17 protein-coding genes are annotated in these 20,308 nt (G+C 45.6%); 4 read left to right on the top strand and 13 right to left on the bottom strand.

The window, feature by feature from the left end:
- Positions 1–3: 3 nt before the first annotated feature.
- From plsX to yceD, 3 genes are read right to left on the bottom strand one after another with little or no spacing between them, the layout of a single operon-like run.
- Entirely contained in the window at positions 4–1,029 is a 1,026-nt protein-coding gene (gene plsX / locus ZX61_RS05400) for a phosphate acyltransferase PlsX (protein ID WP_049843681.1), read from the bottom strand.
- A 9-nt stretch (positions 1,030–1,038) separates the two neighbouring features.
- Complete coding sequence (gene rpmF, locus ZX61_RS05395; protein ID WP_004414666.1) at positions 1,039–1,209, bottom strand: 50S ribosomal protein L32; 171 nt, start codon at positions 1,207–1,209, stop codon at positions 1,039–1,041.
- A 31-nt stretch (positions 1,210–1,240) separates the two neighbouring features.
- A complete protein-coding gene (yceD, locus tag ZX61_RS05390; RefSeq protein WP_049843680.1) occupies positions 1,241–1,771 on the bottom strand; it encodes a 23S rRNA accumulation protein YceD in 531 nt (176 codons plus the stop codon).
- Between the two features lie 147 nt (positions 1,772–1,918).
- On the opposite strand from yceD, the gene ZX61_RS05385 reads away from it, so the two are divergent.
- Positions 1,919–2,500 (top strand): Maf family protein, encoded by a 582-nt coding sequence (locus ZX61_RS05385; RefSeq protein ID WP_049843679.1) that lies wholly within the window; start codon positions 1,919–1,921, stop codon positions 2,498–2,500.
- A 375-nt stretch (positions 2,501–2,875) separates the two neighbouring features.
- Here the strand turns inward: ZX61_RS05385 and rluC are convergent, their stop codons facing one another.
- On the bottom strand, positions 2,876–3,820 hold the full coding sequence (gene rluC, locus ZX61_RS05380; RefSeq protein ID WP_049843678.1) for a 23S rRNA pseudouridine(955/2504/2580) synthase RluC: 945 nt from the start codon (positions 3,818–3,820) through the stop codon (positions 2,876–2,878).
- A gap of 570 nt (positions 3,821–4,390) precedes the next feature.
- Here rluC and rne point away from each other — a divergent pair.
- Positions 4,391–7,354: a ribonuclease E gene (gene rne / locus ZX61_RS05375; protein WP_049843677.1), complete on the top strand. Its 2,964-nt coding sequence runs from the start codon at positions 4,391–4,393 to the stop codon at positions 7,352–7,354.
- Positions 7,355–7,655: 301 nt separating this feature from the next.
- Positions 7,656–9,215, top strand: coding sequence for a SulP family inorganic anion transporter (locus ZX61_RS05370; protein WP_049843676.1), 1,560 nt, complete (start codon positions 7,656–7,658; stop codon positions 9,213–9,215).
- A gap of 59 nt (positions 9,216–9,274) precedes the next feature.
- Here ZX61_RS05370 and rnd read toward each other — a convergent pair whose 3' ends face one another.
- The 8 genes from rnd to ZX61_RS05330 form a co-directional block, all read right to left on the bottom strand.
- A complete protein-coding gene (gene rnd / locus ZX61_RS05365; protein ID WP_049843675.1) occupies positions 9,275–10,390 on the bottom strand; it encodes a ribonuclease D in 1,116 nt (371 codons plus the stop codon).
- A 103-nt stretch (positions 10,391–10,493) separates the two neighbouring features.
- On the bottom strand, positions 10,494–12,182 hold the full coding sequence (gene fadD / locus ZX61_RS05360; RefSeq protein WP_049843795.1) for a long-chain-fatty-acid--CoA ligase FadD: 1,689 nt from the start codon (positions 12,180–12,182) through the stop codon (positions 10,494–10,496).
- A gap of 112 nt (positions 12,183–12,294) precedes the next feature.
- A complete protein-coding gene (locus ZX61_RS05355; RefSeq protein WP_049843674.1) occupies positions 12,295–13,149 on the bottom strand; it encodes an alpha/beta fold hydrolase in 855 nt (284 codons plus the stop codon).
- Complete coding sequence (locus tag ZX61_RS05350) at positions 13,149–13,703, bottom strand: Slp family lipoprotein (protein WP_049843794.1); 555 nt, start codon at positions 13,701–13,703, stop codon at positions 13,149–13,151. The genes ZX61_RS05355 and ZX61_RS05350 overlap by 1 nt, the downstream gene beginning before the upstream one ends.
- 21 nt (positions 13,704–13,724) lie before the next feature.
- On the bottom strand, positions 13,725–14,027 hold the full coding sequence (locus ZX61_RS05345; protein ID WP_049843673.1) for a hypothetical protein: 303 nt from the start codon (positions 14,025–14,027) through the stop codon (positions 13,725–13,727).
- Positions 14,028–14,061: 34 nt separating this feature from the next.
- Positions 14,062–14,763 carry a tRNA (adenosine(37)-N6)-threonylcarbamoyltransferase complex dimerization subunit type 1 TsaB gene (gene tsaB, locus ZX61_RS05340; protein ID WP_049843672.1) on the bottom strand — a complete coding sequence of 234 codons (702 nt, stop codon included), beginning with the start codon at positions 14,761–14,763 and terminating at the stop codon, positions 14,062–14,064.
- A gap of 91 nt (positions 14,764–14,854) precedes the next feature.
- Positions 14,855–16,765 carry an ATP-dependent DNA helicase gene (locus ZX61_RS05335; protein ID WP_049843671.1) on the bottom strand — a complete coding sequence of 637 codons (1,911 nt, stop codon included), beginning with the start codon at positions 16,763–16,765 and terminating at the stop codon, positions 14,855–14,857.
- A 92-nt stretch (positions 16,766–16,857) separates the two neighbouring features.
- The gene (locus tag ZX61_RS05330) at positions 16,858–17,061 is read right to left on the bottom strand and encodes a hypothetical protein (RefSeq protein ID WP_049843670.1); all 204 of its coding nucleotides are present in this window, start codon (positions 17,059–17,061) and stop codon (positions 16,858–16,860) included.
- Between the two features lie 197 nt (positions 17,062–17,258).
- Between ZX61_RS05330 and purU the strand changes: the two genes are divergently transcribed.
- A complete protein-coding gene (gene purU / locus ZX61_RS05325; RefSeq protein ID WP_049843669.1) occupies positions 17,259–18,092 on the top strand; it encodes a formyltetrahydrofolate deformylase in 834 nt (277 codons plus the stop codon).
- A gap of 70 nt (positions 18,093–18,162) precedes the next feature.
- On the opposite strand, the gene ZX61_RS05320 is transcribed toward purU, so the two are convergent.
- Positions 18,163–20,175 (bottom strand): NADPH-dependent 2,4-dienoyl-CoA reductase, encoded by a 2,013-nt coding sequence (locus tag ZX61_RS05320; protein ID WP_082173382.1) that lies wholly within the window; start codon positions 20,173–20,175, stop codon positions 18,163–18,165.
- Positions 20,176–20,308: the final 133 nt, after the last annotated feature.

Raw genomic sequence — 20,308 nt, 5'->3', positions numbered from 1 at the left:
AGACTAATAATGCCTCTCGAGTAAAACCGCTTCCAAACGATCGCTAATACGGCTTGGTACTTGTCGTTGGACCTCATGTAGAGCTTCACCAATCGCATTGATTACCGCATCTACATCAGCACTTCCGTGGCTTTTTATGACAATTCCGCGCAATCCTAGCAAACTTGCGCCGTTATACTGGTCGGGGTTCAAGGTTTTTAGCTCGTTAAAAAGCCCAGAAAATAATATTCTTGCAATCCAACCCTTTAGAGATTGGGTCATCATGCTCGATTTCAACTTATCGATAAAAAGTTGCGCCGTTCCTTCACACGCTTTCAGGCAAACGTTACCGACAAATCCATCACAAACCACAACATCTGCGGCATCGTGCAGCAACTGATTACCTTCAATATAGCCGACAAAATTAACAGATTGTGTCTGATAAAGCATTTCTGCACAGCGCTTGACTAGGTCATTACCTTTTATTTCTTCAGCGCCGATATTCAAAATTGCTACCCGAGGTGGACGCTGCAAGTACTGCTCAACTAAAGCGCTTCCCATCACTGCAAATTGAAACAATGAGTCTGCATCGCTCGATACATTCGCTCCGAGATCCAACATCCATGTTCTACCACCTGATGAAGTCGGCAAAGCAGAGATCAATGCAGGCCTTTCGATACCTGGCAGCAATTTTAGCTTGAAACGTGACAAGGCCATCAATGCGCCAGTATTTCCGCAACTTACGCAAGCATCAGCTTGATTATCGGCGACAAGATCAATCGTAGTGCCCATTGAGCTACCTTGATGATTCCGTAATGCGAGGGAAGGTTTTTCGGTGTTTGAGATAACTCGGTCAGTGTGCTCAATGCTCAAGCGAGCATTCGGCTGATGACCAAGAGATGATAATTGAGATGTGATCGCGTGCTGATCACCAACTAGGGTCACTTTTAGCTCTGGGAAATGCGACAATGCCTGCACGGCGGCAGGCACTGTGACGCGAGGACCGAAATCCCCGCCCATTGCATCAAGTGCAACGGTTATATTTTGCAAAGGTCAACCTTACTTGTTGATAACCTTTTTGCCACGGTAGTAACCTTCAGCAGTTACGTTGTGGCGTAGGTGAGTTTCACCTGAAGTTGCGTCTACAGAAAGTGCAGCTGTAGTTAGGGCATCGTGTGAACGACGCATACCACGCATTGAACGTGATTTCTTGCTCTTTTGTACGGCCATTGACCCTACTCCTATGTAAGTTCTTAAAGAATTACTTCTTTAAGCTTTTTAAAACGTCAAATGGATTCGGTTTCTTATCTTCTTCCACAATTTCTTCTGGAAGCTCACCAAACACCATATTATCTGAATCAACGCTACAATCCGCTTCATCATGCATTGCTATTTGAGGCAAGTTTAGAATGAACTCGTCTTCAACTAACTGTATTAGGTCTAACTCACCGTACTCGTTCAGATCTACCAAATCGTACTCTTCCGGTGCTTCCTCTTCAGTCTTTTCACCTTTGTAGGGTGTATAAGTGAATTGGACATCGCACTCATGTGCGAAAACCTCATTACAGCGCTGACACTCTAAGTCGACTACGATGTTAGCTTTACCAGAGATAACAACGAGTCGCTGTTCATCTAAGTCAAATGACAGTGACACTTGGGCGTCGCGTTTAACGCCTTCAACTGATTCATCTAAGCGCTTAAAGAGACTAACTTGAATAATACCTTCAACATTTAGTCGCTTCTGAGCAGCGCGTGACGGATCAATCGTACGCGGTATTTTTACCTTTTGCATAGGGCGCGAATTCTATCTTCCAAATCGTTTATAGTCAAAGAAAAAGGGCAAAATTTTGTACTTTTTTTCCTTATCAGCGAGAGAGCTAGTATAAAAGACATAATATGAATTAAGCTCACACCAACTCTGTTTCGATTGTAAAGAAAAATGCCGAATTACCAACTAGTTTTAGCCTCAACATCGCCATATCGTAAGCAACTGCTCAATAAACTAGCAATTGCATTTGACACTGCGTCCCCTGAGTTCGATGAGACCCCATTCGAAAATGAATCACCTTTGGCACTCGTTCAAAGACTCGCACAAGGTAAAGCCGAATCATGCGCAGTGAATCAACCAAGCTTAGTTATCGGTAGCGATCAGGTTTGTGTCATCAACGGCAAAATCATCGGCAAACCGCATACAAGGGAAAAAGCCATCGAACAGTTGACCCAACAAAGTGGCCAATCTATTCAGTTCTTTACTGGCTTAGCCCTACATAACACTCTAACTGGCTGTACGGATATAAAAGTCGATGCATTTACCGTCCACTTTCGATCCTTAAGCAAGAAGCAAATCGAGAGCTACGTTGATAAAGAACAGCCTTTTTACTGCGCTGGCAGCTTTAAAAGCGAAGGCTTGGGTATTGCTCTATTTGAACGATTAGAAGGTAAAGACCCAAACACGTTAGTCGGACTGCCACTGATTGACTTGATTGATATGCTCGCAGCGCAAGGGGTTGAGGTGCTTTAGCGAGATGCGAGATGCGAGATGCGAGATGCGAGATGCGAGATGCGAGATGCGAGATGCGAGATGCGAGATGCGAGATGCGAGATGCGAGATGCGAGACAAGTTTGAAGGGTTGGCACATAGCGTCAACCCTTTTCATTTCAATGGATTAAACAGTCATCCCCGAGGGGGAGGTACGACCGAGTTGGGGATCTCTTAACGCGAGTCGCGAGCTTATGGAGATTCCCTACTCCTTCCTTCGTCAGTCTAGGGAATGACGGCATATAGCATCGTTCTTGTCTAGAAAGGCGGCGCAGTCCGAACTCTATTCTCGAAACGCAGCGTTCCACAGGGCGCAGCACGTTCCCGTTATCCATAGGACGAAGTCCGTTCCTTTTTCTAAAGCTTACGCAGCCCCGCCAATGCTTTTTCCAACTTTGGCTCCATCGGCGCGTTAATTTCCATCCACTCATCATTTGATGGATGTTGGAACTTAATGTTCGCAGCATGAAGGAACAAACGGTCTAAGCCAACCTTACCAGTGTATGCATCAAAGCGTCGGTCACCATAGCGATCATCCCATGCGATTGGATGACCCGTGTATTGAGTATGAACGCGAATTTGGTGAGTACGACCAGTAATTGGGCTCGCCTGGATCAGTGTTGCATTGGCAAACTTCTCAAGGATTTTAAATCTCGTTTCTGAAGGTTTACCATTTGGATTAACCCGGACAATGCTGTTCACTTCATTTTTAAGTAGCGGCGCATTGACCTTCTTACAGCTGGCCTTCCACTCACCCATCACTAAAGCGAAATAGTATTTTTGCACTGTTTTTTCGCGGAACTGAGCTTGAAGGTGACGCAAGGCTGAGCGCTTCTTAGCAACAAGTAATATTCCAGACGTATCACGGTCTATACGATGTACAAGCTCTAGGAACCTTGCTTGCGGTCGTAGAGCGCGAAGCGCTTCTATCGCACCAAACTTTAAACCACTGCCACCATGAACAGCCGTGCCTGAAGGTTTGTTAAGAATCAGCATATGATCATCTTCATAGATGATCATGTCCTCTAGCTCGGCAACCCTGTTTAACTTTGTGCTAGGCGCGACCTCTTCCGGTTTTTCTTCAATAGTTACTGGAGGAATACGGACAAGATCACCTGCCTGAAGCTTATATTCAGCTTTTACACGCTTTTTATTTACCCGTACTTCGCCTTTACGCAGAATACGATAAATCACACTTTTGGGGATACTTTTCAATTGGTTGCGTAAGAAGTTATCAATACGCTGCCCCGCCATATCGTCGTCAATGTCAACGAATTGGACTTTTGTTCTAATTTCATTCATGAACTTATTCTAACACTCTAAGTTGCGCAGATTCACATTTTCTTCGCAACATTGTGGAAATTTGCTCGATAAGAGTAGACTCAAAATCCGCTACGAATAAAAATCCATCAACTTTATTACAATTTTCAAAAACACCCCTAATAAAACCAATAAAACAGTCACTTACCGAAAATAAAATCAGCTTTTTTAGCGTTTTATAATAAAGCAGATTGCTGAGTTTAATGGGTACTGCTATAGTTCACACCTGCAATATATGGTTTGGATGCATTTTATACAAATCAATCCATATTTTGAGCAATAGATTGAGTAGCCCGCTAATTTACCAAAATGCTGCATACGGCGTAAGACATTATTGGAATTAGCAATCTTGTCACCCTACTCGTCGCACATCATGTTGAGTATTTTCCGCCGACTATGCGGCTTACAAGCTGAACGAGAAAGGCTTGTGAGACTGAAGTGCCCCAGAGCATCCCTCCAGCCGGGAGGCTGCAACGAATAAGCCATGGGATCAGGCACCATGAAAGCGATAGCAGTGACAAGAACAACAAAAAATGACAACGAGATTTATCAATGAAAAGAATGTTAATTAACGCAACTCAAAAAGAAGAGTTGCGTGTTGCTTTGGTTGATGGTCAGCGCTTATACGATTTAGATATCGAAAGCCCTGGACATGAATCTAAAAAAGCAAATATCTACAAAGGACGTATCACACGCATCGAACCAAGCCTAGAAGCGGCTTTTGTTGACTACGGTGCAGAAAGACACGGTTTCCTCCCCCTTAAAGAAATTGCCCGCGAATACTTCCCTGAAGGTTACACCTACCAAGGCCGTCCAAGCATTAAAGAAGTGCTAACCGAAGGTCAAGAAGTGATCGTACAAGTAGAGAAAGAAGAACGTGGCAGCAAGGGCGCAGCTCTTACTACGTTTATCTCTTTAGCGGGTAGCTACTTGGTTCTTATGCCTAACAACCCTCGTGCTGGCGGTATCTCCCGTCGTATCGAAGGCGACGAGCGCACTCAACTCAAGGCAGCACTAAGTACATTGGAACTACCTCAAGGTATGGGTCTAATCGTGCGTACTGCTGGTGTGGGCAAGAGCGCAGAAGAACTAGAGTGGGATCTAAACGTACTTCTTAATCACTGGGGTGCAATCAAGCAAGCTTCTGACTCAAACGCTGCACCTTTCCTAATTCACCAGGAAAGTAATGTGATTGTTCGTGCAATTCGTGACTATCTACGTCGCGATATTGGCGAAATACTAATCGACAGCAACACGATTTACGAACGCGCACTTGATCATATCCAGCTAGTCCGCCCTGATTTCGTAAACCGTGTGAAGAAATACGATGGTGAAGTACCACTATTTAGCCACTACCAAATTGAAAGCCAGATTGAATCAGCATTCCAACGCGAAGTTCGCCTGCCTTCTGGTGGCTCTATCGTTATCGACCCCACAGAAGCTTTGACTTCTATCGATATCAACTCAGCCCGTGCAACTAAGGGTGGCGATATCGAAGAAACAGCGTTAAACACCAACCTAGAAGCAGCAGAAGAAATTGCGCGTCAACTTCGCCTGCGCGACTTAGGTGGCCTAGTGGTTATCGACTTCATTGATATGACGCCAGTTCGTCACCAACGTGAAGTTGAAAACCGTCTTCGCGATTCCGTTCGCATGGATCGCGCTCGAGTACAAATTGGTCGAATTTCTCGTTTCGGCCTATTAGAGATGTCTCGTCAGCGCCTAAGCCCATCGCTTGCTGAAGCGAGTCACCATATCTGTCCACGTTGTAGCGGTACGGGTGTGGTTCGTGATAACGAATCTCTTGCACTATCAGTCCTTCGTTTGATTGAAGAAGAAGCGCTAAAAGACAACACAGCCCAAGTACTTGCTGTTGTTCCTGTACCAATTGCTTCTTACCTACTTAACGAAAAGCGTCGTTCAGTCAACCATATTGAGCGCATCCAAGAAGTTAAGATTACAGTAGTACCAAACTCAGACATGGAAACACCGCATTTCGATGTAATCCGTGTCCGCGAAGGCGAAGAGTTCGATCTTCTTTCTTACCTACTTCCTACCAAGCTAGAAGCGATGAAGGAAGCAGAAGGTAAAGAGCCTACCGTAGAAGTTGAAGCCAAACCTAAGAAGATTGAAGAACCAGCCCTAAAAGGCTTTGCTTCTCCAAGCAATTCAGCGCCAGCTCCAAGTAAACCAGCGCCAAAAGCTCCAGAGAAGAAAGTGGATTCACAGCAGGCTCAAGAGGGTATTGTAAGTCGCTTCTTTAAAGCTCTAGGCAGCTTCCTATTTGGCTCAGCCAAAGAAGAAGAAAAGCAAGAAGAGCAAAAACCTAAAGAGCGCAAAGAAGGTAACCGCAACAATCGTAATCGTCGCAACCGCAACGACAACCGTCGTCGTGGTAATCGCGACAACCGCAGCGATAATCGTGAAGACAAGCGCGACAACAAGCGTAAGAACACACGTGACGATGCAACAACTGAAGCTAAACCTAATGAGCGTAAACAGCAAAATCGCAAGCCTAAGCAAGATCGCCGCAACAAGCGTGATGAAGCGAAATCAAGCAAGGTTGCGGAAGAAGGCCTTAAACTAGCAGCAGACGCTCAACAAAGCGACAAGCCTGAAGCTCGTAAAGAGCGTACGGAAGAGAAAGCTGTAAAAGTGAAAGAGCGTCGTCAGCGTCGCAAACTTTCAAAACAGGTGCGCGTTAAAGATCAGGCTGCAAAAGCGAAAGCCGGGGAAGAAGCAAAGCAGGTTTCAATCGAAGCGAAAGCTGAAGCAGTTGAAGAGAAAGCACTTGAGACTGAAGACAACGCTGACGAGCCGCCAAAACAGCGCCGTAATCGTCGTTCTCCACGTCACCTTCGTGCAAGTGGTCAACGCCGTCGTCGCGGTCGTGATCGTCGTCCTAACCCATTCCGCCTGCGCAGCGGTGGTGTTGCATCCCCTGAAATGGCAATGGGTAAAGTGATGCCTAGTTATGGTATTACTAAGCCTACGCCAAAGCAGAAATCTAAAGCTGATAACGTAGAAGCGCCTGTTGTAGAAACATCAGCAGCTTCACTAGGTGGCTTTGCGTGTCCAGAAATGGCGATGGGTAAAGTGATTGTTCGTCGTGAACAACCAGTTACTGCAGAACCTGTACAAACTACCGTTGATGCAGTTCAGCCAGAGCCAGTTGAAGCAGTAGAAGCGGCACAAAAAGTGGTGATTGCTGAGTCTGTGAATACTGTGTCTGAAGCGGCCGAACAACCTGTTCAAGCAGAAACAGTAGTTGTAACGACTGAAGTTCAACAGCCTACTGTAGAAGAAGTGAAAGCAAAATCTTCAGATATTGTTGTAGCACCAAGCTTTAAAGGTCACGCATCAGCGGCAATGGCGAAAGCACCAGGCAGCACAGAGATGAAAGAAATCACTGTGAACGCGGCTCCGTTAAAGGCAGAGCGCTACGAGTCTCGCGGTGCAGGCAGCCAAGTCGCTCGCAACCAATCGGGCGCAGTAATGACTAAACCTCAATACTAGCCAATAGCAATACCATGACTAAACAGCCTCTATAGATAGAGGCTGTTTTTTTATGTGCTAGAATACTGATTGCGCAGAATAATCGTTAAGTACTGCCTATACTGTCAGTAGCATTTATTTGTCACAAATATTAGCCAATATCTGTATCAATCTTGAACTTAATCACACTTTTCGGTAGCATGCGCCGACTCGATCTGAATTGTGAAATCTGGTCCCTCTGCTCTTTTACATTGCATTTTTGCCCGGCGGCGACTAGAAACAATTCGGAATACTTTTAAACACTTAGCCAAACTGAGCAAATATGTTTGAATTTCCCCAATTTTCTAAACACTCTGTAAAAAACGATGTGTTATCAGGTTTAACCGTTGCACTCGCGCTAGTTCCTGAAGCCGTTGCCTTCGCTTTTGTTGCAGGCGTTGACCCTATGGTAGGCCTATACGCTGCCTTTATAGTAGGTCTTATAACTTCTATTTTCGGTGGCCGTCCTGGTATGATTTCAGGCGCGACAGGTGCAATGGCTGTTGTAATGGTTTCGCTTGTAGCCACTCATGGCGTGCAATATCTATTTGCCGCAATCATGCTTGCAGGTATTCTTCAGATTGCAGCGGGCCTATTCAAGTTGGGTAAGTTTATCCGTATCGTGCCACATCCGGTGATGATTGGCTTCGTAAACGGCTTAGCGATTGTAATCTTCCTTGCTCAGTTAGGTCAGTTTAAAGCACCAGATTTAACCGGAGCGTTAACCTGGCTGCCAACGGATCAAATGATGCTCATGCTTGGCCTTGTTGCGCTAACTATGGCAATCATTCATTTCTTGCCTAAGTTCACTACAGCAGTACCTTCCTCACTTGTGGCTATCGTCACTGTAACTGCTTTAGTGGTTGGTTTAGATCTAGAAACCCGCACTGTCGTTGACTTCCTGCGCACTATGTCAGGTGATGAAGCAGCAACATTGGCAGGATCGTTACCAACTTTCTCTATCCCTGCGGTTCCATTAACCCTAGAGACATTCCAAATTATCCTGCCGTACGCAATCATTCTTGCTGCTATCGGTCTGATTGAGTCTCTACTAACACTGACTGTACTAGACGAGATGACAAACTCACGCGGTCAGTCTAACCGCGAATGTATCGGTCAAGGCATGGCGAACATGACCTGTTCAGTGTTTGGTGCTATGGGTGGTTGTGCAATGATTGGACAGTCTATGATCAACGTAAACTCTGGCGGTCGTGGTCGTCTATCAGGTATCGTCGCAGCCGTCGCTCTACTGATGTTTATCCTGTTTGCTTCCTCTCTCATTGAGATGATTCCTCTCGCGGCACTGGTGGGCGTTATGTTCATGGTCGTTATTGGTACTTTTGAGTGGGCAACATTCAAACTGGCTCGCCGCGTGCCAAAACAAGACTTCTTTGTTATCGTGCTCGTCACGGTAGTAACTGTGCTTACCGACCTTGCAATTGCAGTATTCGTGGGGGTTATTGCTTCAGCACTTATGTTTGCATGGCAACACGCTAAGCACATCTACGCTGATACCAATATCAACGCAGAAGGCTCAAAGGAGTACAAGATTCATGGTCCAGTATTCTTCGGCTCTGTCGCAAATTTCCTTGAGATCTTTGATGCGTATAAAGATCCAAATGACGTGATTGTTGATTTCGCCGATTCACGTGTCACCGATCACTCAGCAATAGAAGCGATTGAAACCTTAGCTGAGCGCTACTCAGCACAAGGTAAAACGCTTCATCTACGTCACCTTAGCCCTGACTGTCGTAAGCTGCTAGATAAAGCGGGCAGCTTAGTTGAGATCAACGTCAAAGAGGACCCTAGCTACAAGGTTGCTACTGACGTGTTAGCAGGTTAATCAAACTAAATACGAAACGGGCTTCCAATTGGAAGCCCGTTTTATTTGTTTTGTACTTTTTATAGAAGCTTATTTAATTTCTCACCAAACAGCTCCAAACGCCAACTCTGCATCACGTCTGGAAGCTGGGCTGGATCTCTATCTTTTTTCCATACCCAGGAAATTAACTGATTGAGTTGCTTCTTAGAAGCCAAAAATTCCGTCGCTAAGCCACTTGTTTGGGAGGCACGTTTTACCTCATCTTTAAGCACTTTAAATTTCTGCTTGTAGCCAGGCATATCCATAAGACGTTCAAGCTTTTCTGGATATTCATCGACCGGTGTTTTCTTGGCAGCTTTCACAATTGAGATAATACGAGTACTGTGCCTTTGGACTGAGCGGTAATCCATCCCTTCTTGTTCCATCTGATTACGATTTTGAATTCCCAATCGTGCAACTGTCAGTAAATCGTTCTCTTTAAATATAAAATTGAGCGCCAAGTCGCGACGTAACGCTTCTTTTAGACGCCATGTGGCGAGCGGTTTAAGAACGGCCAGCTCACTCGGCTTTAGCTGCCACGCACCTTTGACATCGAGGTAAGCCGTGTCTAGGTTAAGTGTTTTTATCCGCTTAGAGGCAATTAAGTCACTCTCTTGTTGTGCAGCCCCCCACCAGCCCGCTTGGGTGATCTTCTCAAATAGCTGCTCATAAAGTGGTTGTAAGTAATATACATCGGCCGCAGCGTATTCGAGCTGCTTGCCAGTTAGCGGTCTTGCAAGCCAATCTGTACGAGACTCACTTTTATCTAACTCTACGTTTAGGTAACTTTCAACTAAAGCGGCAAAGCCTGTCGATAAGCCGTGGCCAAGGAAAGCGGCCATTATCTGGGTATCTACCATGGGATATGGTAAGCACTCAAAGCTGTTGTGAAACACTTCTAAATCTTCACCACACGCATGCAGTACTTTGAGTACAGAGGTATCTTTCAGTAGCTCCACAAACGGCGTCATATCGTCAATAACCGTTGGATCTATAAGAGAAAGATTCTGTCCATCAAAAAGCTGAATTAAGCCTAGTTGCGGGTAGTATGTACGTGTACGGACAAATTCCGTATCCAACATAACGACATCAACGTTTCGTGCGCTCTGGCAAACGCTATCGAGCTGCGCCGATTGGGTAATAATCTGATAATTCACTAACTTCTCACTATGAGCGGTTTCTTGCGACAATAAAAAATGCCGACTGGATATAGTCGGCATTCTATCATCAAACACTGATCAGTGCTTAATTCTCATCGCGTTACTTTGACTTGGCAAGGTTTGCATCATTTTCTTCACGCAACACGCGGCGCAAGATCTTACCAACATTGGTTTTCGGCAAATCTTCTTTGAACTCGACGAGTTTTGGTACCTTATACCCTGTTAGGTGCTCACGACAATGAGCAATAATTTCTTCTTTAGTTAAACTTGGATCGCGTTTAACTACATAGATCTTGACCAGCTCGCCGGACACTTCGTGTGGCTGACCAATTGCGGCCACTTCAAGTACCTTACCGTGCAGTGCGACTACGTCTTCAATCTCATTTGGATAAACGTTAAAGCCAGAGACCAGAATCATATCTTTCTTGCGGTCAACAATATGAATTAGGCCTTCATCGTCGAACTTAACGATATCACCAGTAGATAACCAACCGTCAGCATTGATAACCTCTTTGGTCGCTTCTGGTCGCTGCCAGTAGCCTTGCATCACCTGAGGGCCACGTACCTGAAGCTCACCCACTTCGGTATTCGCAACAGGGTTACCTTCGTCATCAACAATACGAACTTCCGTTGACGGTACAGGCAAACCAATGGCTCCTGTATAATCAGTAAGGTCATAAGGGTTGCCCGTCACCAAAGGTGAACACTCAGTTAAACCATAACCTTCAAGTAGATGTATACCTGTCGTCTTCTTCCATTGCTCTGCCACAGCACGTTGAACAGCCATACCGCCACCAACAGAAAGTTTCAGCTTGCTAAAGTCAAGCTCCTGAAAGTCTTCGTTGTTCACCAATGCATTGAATAAGGTGTTGACGCCAGTGATAGCAGTAAATGGATACTTCTGCAGTTCTTTGATAAAGCCCGGAATATCACGAGGATTGGTAATTAATAAATTTTGGCCACCCATTTCAATGAACAGTAAACAGTTTACTGTCAGTGCAAACACGTGATAAAGCGGCAAAGCCGTGACAACCAGCTCTCGCCCTTCAGACAAGACTGGTCCGTATGCACCTTTTGCTTGAAGAACATTAGCAATCATGTTGCGATGAGTTAGGATGGCTCCTTTTGCTACACCTGTCGTACCGCCTGTGTACTGTAAGAAGGCGATATCGTCTCCAGACATAAAAGGTTTTACGTACTGTAAGCGACGCCCATTATGTAGCGCTTTACGCATCGAAATCGCTCCTGGCAAATCGTACTTAGGCACCATACCTTTGACATACTTAACCACGAAGTCAACCAAGGTGCCCTTAGCACGTGGCAACATTTGACCAAGACTCGTCAGTACAACGTGTTTGACTGGCGTTTTATCGACAATTTGTTCTAGGGTATTAGCAAAGTTCGACACAATAACAATCGCTTTTGCACCAGAGTCATTCAACTGATGTTCAAGTTCGCGAGGTGTGTAAAGCGGGTTAACGTTGACGGCAATTAACCCCGCGCGCAGAACACCAAATAGGGCTACTGGGTATTGCAAAAGATTAGGCATCATGAGAGCAACACGATCGCCTTTTTGTAACTTCAGTTCATTTTGTAAGTACGCCGCAAATGCTCGGCTACGCTCTTCCAGTTTGCGGAAAGTCATCACCGAACCCATATTCATAAATGCAGGTTGGTCAGCGTACTTTTGAACCGACTGTTCAAACATTTCCACCAATGATGGGTACTGATCTGGGTCGATATGCTCAGGCACATCTTCTGGATAGCGTGATAACCAAGGTTTATCCACGGTAAAACTCCTCGAAATTAACTGGCTGTTATCCATGTGAAAAGCTCTATTTTCAACGTTGTCTATTACAGCACAGGCGAAGCCCTTGAGCACGAAAGTCTCAAACACTTGTTTAAATTTTGTTAACTAAACCAAAAATTAGGTTAGATACTCTAGAAGGGGCTTGCAGATGACAGTGATGACCGCCTTCGATCATTTCAAAATGAGTGGAATCTGAAGCATCATGCTGAAAAGACTGCAAATAAGAAAAACCATCTTCGCCAAAAATCACTTGCTGTAGGCAAGGCACTTGTTGACGAAACACCTCGGCGTGTTCAAAAGACATACGGTAGAGAGACTGACTTTGTAGCTTTACATCATGTCGCCATACCCAGCCTGACTGATAAGAATCAAGCCCGCGGAGCACTATAGGCGCAATGAGTTCAGCGTCAATCTGATTGACCTTTGCGCGCCGCTCTATCGCTTCTTGCTCTGATAGCATAACGCGAGTCGGTTTTCTCCGGATTCTTTGGCGACTGAGTACTCCCTCTCTTAAACGAGAAACTGTTCCTTGCGTTTTTTCCGCCAAAGGGCCGAATCCTTCTATCTGAACTAAGCCACTGACTTGTTCAGGAAAAGCAGCACTATAACAACTTGCAATCAAAGCACCAAGAGAATGCCCCACCAATACCAGTCTGTTTGGTGATAAGTTAGCCAATAACTGATAAACGTCGTCTATATAGTCGTGAAATGGGTAGAAATTACTATCTTTTTTGTGGCTAGATAGGCCGTGTCCAGGTAAATCGATTGCGCATAAATGCCAATCCGGGCTAAGAGCATGGAGAGAAGCCATGACTGATTCAAAGCTCGCTGCGTTGTCTAACCATCCATGTAAAAAAACGACCGATACTTCGGCCGTTTCACTGTGTCCATACTCAATTGTCGCAATATGCCCATCTCGGACAGCACGCTTTTGTTCGTAACGCATTACTTCACTTCTTGAATCACTTTACCCTGTCTCGTGCCATAACGTACATCGCTACAGTATAGGCCTCGACAAGGATAGAGATAACTATCGAAATCATGAACGATGATACGCTCTTCAATGCGCCACAAATGGAAACCATTTGCCTTCATCACTGGGAAATCGTAAGCGTATTCACCAACTTTACCTTGCTCTCGACCTTGACTTTGGCCAAGTAAGGAAATCAATCTGCCGGTAGATAGAGCCACTGGATCGACAAAACCATCAACATAAGCCACAAAGCGTCCTTCCGGCTCTTGATTGATATCTGGCTTACCCGAAGAACCAATCGGCAGATTGACCACTTCAATGCGAGTTTGGTCTGCTAGATTTTTTACATCGGCAATTAAACCACCCAATCTCACCTCTGTGCTTTTGTCACCCACAGATTGCCATACTTGATAGTCGGTAATTATATCTGGGTTCTCTGACTTCAGATTGTCGGGCAACGAACTACAGGCCGATAGCAAAACTGCACTGGCAAGAACACATAATAATCGAAAAGGTCGCTGAGTCATAAGCGCTTCAAAAGTCATAAATTAGATATAGATATCGACACCGAGCATCTGCGAAAGTTCATCACGCTTTGCTTGGTGCATCACATCCATATACTCCTCCATCGCTTTACGACTCTTGCCCTCAGGAAGGTCATATTGAACTTGCGCTTTATGGATTTCAGACTCATTAACATGGCGGATGGAATGCGCCACGGCGTTAGCCACCTTAGTTGGCTGGCTAACCGGCGTTTTATCACCAGATTTTTTAACCTCGTTCTGCTTGTTAGCTTTATTAGCCTTGTTTGGGCCGGGAAGCGAAGGAGGTAATCCGTTAATTGATACCATACTATCCGTCTATGCCTTACTGGTTCTAGCTAAACTACTCTCTGCCAGGCAGCTTTTTCCAAGCAACAGTGTCACGAAGGTAAACTGGGCTAGCCTCTTCTGCTTCCACGGTATTGCCCTCAGCCAACTCAAACTTAGCCAGTTGAACAATGTCTTCTGCATCTGGGAACAGTACGTCGCTCTTAGCCATGTTAAATTTCACACCTGCAAGCTGTTCTGGGTAGGCATCCCAACCTGTTCCGGCAGTCAACCACTGCTGCTCATCAGCAATGCTGTGGTCAGAAACCTGCTGCGGCGGCGCCACACATTCGGCATCCACCGTTTTCCAAGTGCCATCTTCTTGACGAACAAATCGCCCCCAGTAGACCTCACTCATACGCGCGTCAATGGCAGTCGCAACGTGCTTCGCACCGTGTTTACGGTAAACCCCTTGTGCCATAGCTTCTAATGTCGACACACCAATCATAGGTAAATCTGCGCCGAACGCTAAACCTTGTGCAATACCAATGCCAATTCGCACCCCAGTAAAGCTACCAGGGCCGCGTCCAAATGCGAGCGCATCGAGTTCAGTTAGGCATACACCTGCTTCCTTCAGCACTTCGTCAACCATAGGCAGTACTTTCTTGGTGTGGTCACGAGGTGCGACTTCACTGCGCACATAAACTTTATTATCAACTAAAAGAGCAACCGAGCAGTTCTCAGTCGCTGTATCTAGAGCAAGGATCTTTACACTCATTGATATCTCTGGTTATTGGTCTGTATTAAATATTCTGGTTCTTCTTGCTATGCGTATGCCACATCGTATGGCAGTTTACTGCATGGCACGCTTAGTTATGTTCGAGAAAATCCTGCACCAAAGCTAAATCTCGGGTGCGCGGTATTGGGGGCAAACTCGCTAGAAACACACCGCCATAATCGCGGGTGACCAGTCGGTTATCGCAAATAATCAGCGCCCCTTTGTCTGTCTTATCTCGAATCAGTCGCCCTACTCCCTGTTTCAGAGTAATGACCGCATCCGGTATTTGCACCTGAGAAAATGGGTCACCTCCTTTGAGCTGACAATCTTCAATTCGTGCTTTTAACAGCGGGTCGTCAGGGGCAGTGAATGGCAATTTGTCGATGATAACACAGCTCAGCGTATCACCTCTAACATCAATCCCTTCCCAAAACGCTCCTGTCGCGACCAACAGTGCATTACCCAGCTCCATAAATTCGGCAAGGGTTTTCTGTTTACTGGTTTCACCCTGCATCAGTACCGGGACACTTAACCTCTCTCTAAACCTTTCTCCCAACTCTTTCATCATGCTATGAGAGGTACAAAGAAAGAAACAGCGTCCTTGGTTTTGCTCTATAACTGGCGTCAGCATATTGACCAATTTATCCGCCAACCCCGAGCTGTTTGGTTCGGGAAGATATCGAGGAACACATAAGCGTGCTTGTATTTGATAATCAAACGGACTTGGCAGCGACATTTGCGCCTGAGGTTTCAAACCTAACCGTGAAGTAAAGTGACCAAAATCGTCGTTGACAGCCAGAGTCGCCGAGGTAAATACCCATGCCCCTTGCTTTAGCTCTATCTGCTCATGGAACTTGTCAGCTACGCTAAGAGGGGTAATGTGCAGACTAAAGTGGCGCGGCGTAGTTTCATACCAATAAGAGTAACCAGTAATGGATACATCACACACTCTATCCAGTCTCACCTTGATGGTATTAGCCCTTTCAAACGCGCTATCTAATAATTGGCTGCGGCCTAGTGCCAGCTTAAGCACTTCAATAACGAAATCGAGCGAGTCTTCTAAGCGTCTAAGCTCTCGCCCTATGGATGGCGACGTGACTGCCTCACGCCAGTTGCCACGAAAACCGGGGTCACCCAACACGATCCTTAAATCCATCGCGGTTTGATACAGCTTCTCCCCTGCCTTTTGCAATTGACGCATATCTTTTGCTTCGGTGCGATAGGCTATCTCAATATCTTTACTAAGCTCTTGGATTTGACGACTCGACAGCGACTGACCAAAGTATTGGCTGGCAATGTCCGGCAATTGATGCGCCTCGTCAAAGACAAACACTTCTGCTTCAGGGATCAGCTCACCAAACCCAGTCTCTTTGATTGCGAGATCAGCTAAAAACAGATGGTGATTGACGACAACAATGTCGGCGTCCATTGCTTTCTTTCTTGCCTTAAGTACGAAGCACTCTTGATAACTTGGGCATTCTTTTCCAAGGCAGTTATCATTGGTCGAGGTAATGGTCGGAATCACGGGACTGTCTTCAGCAATCGCATCACAGTCACCAAGATCACCCGTTTTGGTTTCCGATGACCAACTACGTACTTTAACTAACTGGCTCAGTAATGTTGGATCTGCGGTTTGATTGTGGCTCTCTACCATCTGGCGACTCAAGCGATCTAGGCACAGATAGTTCGCACGCCCCTTGAGTAGTGCAACTTGACCATAGTAGCCTAAGGCATTGACCATTAAAGGCAGATCTCGATGAAAGAGCTGTTCCTGCAGGTTTTTCGAGCCGGTGCTAATAATGGTTTTCTTACCACTTAACAGAGACGGTACAAGATAGGCGAAGGTCTTACCTGTTCCCGTACCTGCTTCAACCACCACCTGACTTTGCGATTTTATTGCGCTTGCTACCGCTTCCGCCATATCGAGCTGCGCTTGGCGCGGTTGGAAACCCGGAATGGCTTTACCCAGCGCGCCCTCAGATGAAAAGGTCTTTGAAATCATGCACAGAAGAGAGTTATTAAAGAGGAAGAGATTATGGCAGCTTTTACACCAAGGCGCGAATGAGATTTTCGCGCCCTAGCAGACTTGGAGAGTTAGCGTTTATTGAGATAACGATTTAACCAAGCAGGTCCAGAGAAACCATCTTCTTGGTCGTCCATCATAGCGCGCGCCGCTTCACTTGGGGAGGCACGGTTTTCCCACATTTGCTCTAAGATTTCGTCGTCTAGTTCTTTTCCGCCAGTTAAGGCGCTTACTCGTTCAGAATACAACTTACGGGCTAATAGCTCTTTATCCATAAATACCACCTAAAAGATACTCTAAGAGTAGAAATACTCCGCAAATAACCTTAGCCAATCGGTTAACTCAGATTATTTGTTGAAACCAGCTCGATATTAGTTTAATTGTAGCTTCAATACTGCGCGCGATCTCACCGTTCGGACGCCCGTAAAAAATTCACAATACAAAAAAAATAATTCACGGAAGTTTTAACCAAATGGAAAAGAAAACACTACTGACACATTGCACTGACGCACCTGGTCTTATTTCAAAGATCACGAATATTTGTTACAAGCACCAGCTCAATATCATTCACAACAACGAGTTCGTAGACAACACGAGCGGCCATTTCTTTATGCGTACCGAGCTAGAAGGCTACTTTAATGACCAGACCTTTTTAGCCGATCTCGACCAAGCATTGCCTGAAGGGGCAAAGCGTAAATTGATCGGCTCAAACCGCAAGCGCGTTGTCATCCTCGTAACAAAAGAAGCACACTGTTTGGGTGATATTCTTATGAAGAACTACGACGGCAGTCTAGATGTCGATATCGCAGCAGTTGTCGGCAATTATGACACGTTACAAAGTCTGACTGAGAGATTCGACATCCCGTATCATCATGTATCTCATGAAGGGCTAAATCGCGAAGAGCACGAAAGGAAAATGCTCGAAGTGATTGATCAATACCAAGCCGATTACTTAGTACTCGCTAAGTACATGCGCGTACTTACCCCTTCATTTGTTGAGAAATACCACCATAAGATCATCAATATCCATCACAGCTTCTTGCCTGCATTTATTGGTGCTAAACCTTACCAGCAAGCATATGAACGTGGTGTAAAAATCATTGGTGCAACCGCTCACTTCGTAACAAACGATCTGGATGAAGGGCCGATCATCAAACAAGATGTTATCCCAGTTGACCATAACTTTAGCGCACAAGATATGGCACAGGCTGGTCGAGATGTAGAGAAGAACGTATTAAGTAAGGCACTTAACAAAGTGCTCAACGATCACGTATTTGTTTACGGTAACAAAACCGTTATCCTCTAGATGAGAACGCACAATAAACACACAAAAGGTCTCTAAAAAGAGACCTTTTGCTATCTAAACTGCAGAGTGATTACAACTTGATAGCAAGCTCTACGCCTTGCTTAATGGCGCGCACTGCGTCTAGTTCACCCGCATAATCGGCGCCACCTATAACGTGGAGTTTATCACCGAGTAGATGCCATTGATTTTCAAACGGTCGTACCGATTCTTGCCCTGCACAAATAATAACGGTGTCGGCTTCGAGCAATTGCGGCTTGTCATCAATGCTAATATGTAAGCCTTGTTGGTCAATTTTGTCGTAGCTCACCCCACCAAGTAAATTCACGCCGCGTTTTTCTAGAGTACGCTTATGAATCCAACCTGTGGTCTTACCCGGCCCTTTACCAACACGACCTTTGCGGCGCTGGAGTACCCAGACGGTTTTATCGCTCATTGAGTCAGGGTATGGGAAAAGTCCGCCAGGGTGTGAGATCTCTTTATCGATGCCCCATTCATGTAACCAATCATCTAGGTTGTGGCCAGCAGGCTCAGTCAACATGGTTGCCACATCAACGCCGATACCACCAGCACCAACAATAGCGACTTTGTTGCCCACATAAGTCTTATCTTTGATCAGAGTTTGATAATCTACGACTTTTTCCGGCGTCTCTATACCATCGATATTGACTTTACGCGGTTCAACTCCTGACGCCATAACAACTTCATCGTACTCGGCGAGTAAGTCATAGTTTGCATCTGTTTCCAAATGTAACTTCACACCAGTCTCATCAATGCGGTTAGCAAAATAACGAATCGTTTCCCTAAACTCCTCTTTACCCGGAATTTGCATTGCCAAACGGAACTGACCACCAATGCGGTCATTGCGCTCAAACAGATCAACATTGTGGCCTCTTTCTGCCAAAGTTGTTGCACACGCTAAGCCTGCTGGCCCAGCACCGACGACCGCAATATTCTTTTTCACTACTGTTGGTGTCACAGTGAACTCGGTTTCTCGACACGCTAATGGATTCACTAAACACCCTGCACGTTTACCTTTAAATACGTTATCAAGACAAGCTTGGTTACAGCCAATACAGGTGTTGATCATTTGTGAGCGGTTTTGCTCGGCTTTAATCACAAAGTGCGGGTCAGCTAAAAACGGACGCGCCATAGAAACCATATCAGCATGGCCGCTAGCGAGGATGTTTTCCGCCTCTTCCGGGGTATTAATACGGTTGCAAGTGACAATAGGTACACTGACATGTGGGCGAACTTTCTCAGTCACCCAAGTAAAGGCACCACGTGGAACCTGAGTAGCAATGGTAGGAATTCGAGCTTCGTGCCAGCCAATACCCGAATTAATAATGGTCACGCCTGCTTTTTCTAGCTCTTTTGCTAGCATGACCACTTCGTCAAAAGTGCTTCCTTCTTCGACCAAGTCGAGCATTGAAAGGCGGAAAATAATGATGAACTCTTTTCCAGCCGCCTCTCGAATCGCTTTAACCACTTCAAGTGGGAAACGAATGCGGTTATCGTAACTGCCACCCCACTCGTCGTAACGTGTGTTGGTTCGTTTACAAATAAATTGGTTTAGTAAGTACCCTTCAGAGCCCATAACTTCAACACCATCGTAGCCAGCCTGTTGAGCGAGAGCAGCACTATTAGCAAATGCAGCGATGGTTTTGTTTATTTGGCGCGAACTCATCTCACTAGGTGCAAAACGGGCAATTGGCGCCTTTATAGCAGAAGCACTCTGCGCAAAAGGATGCATCGCATATCGGCCAGCATGAAGCAATTGCAACGCAATCTTTCCGCCATGTTTGTGTACCGCTTGCGTGACAACTTTGTGTGCTTTAGCGTGTTTCACTTTACTAAACTCAGCGCTAAACGGATGCAGTCTACCGCGCAAGTTGGGTGAAAAACCACCCGTTACAATGAGTCCTACACCACCTTTTGCTCGTTCTTCATAAAAAGCAGCGAGCTTACCAAGCCCTTCTTTGTGCTCTTCTAATCCTGTGTGCATAGACCCCATTAACACTCGGTTACGTAACTGGGTAAATCCTAGATCCAATGGCTGAAGTAAGTTCGGGTACATGGTAGACATCACTTTACTCTTTTATTGTTGTGGTCTGACCACAATATGAAGAGCTTAAACAAAAATCAAACACCCGTTTACATTTTTGTAACACCGATCAATCTTCTGGTTGTTTGGGTATACTAGTTTAAGTAGGATGGAG

The sequence above is a fragment of the Vibrio sp. VPAP30 genome (genome assembly GCF_001188205.1).
GTDB classification, from domain to species: domain Bacteria; phylum Pseudomonadota; class Gammaproteobacteria; order Enterobacterales; family Vibrionaceae; genus Vibrio; species Vibrio bivalvicida.
The sequence above is the reverse complement of the archived record's forward strand: the minus strand, read 5'-3'. Positions and strand labels throughout refer to the sequence as shown.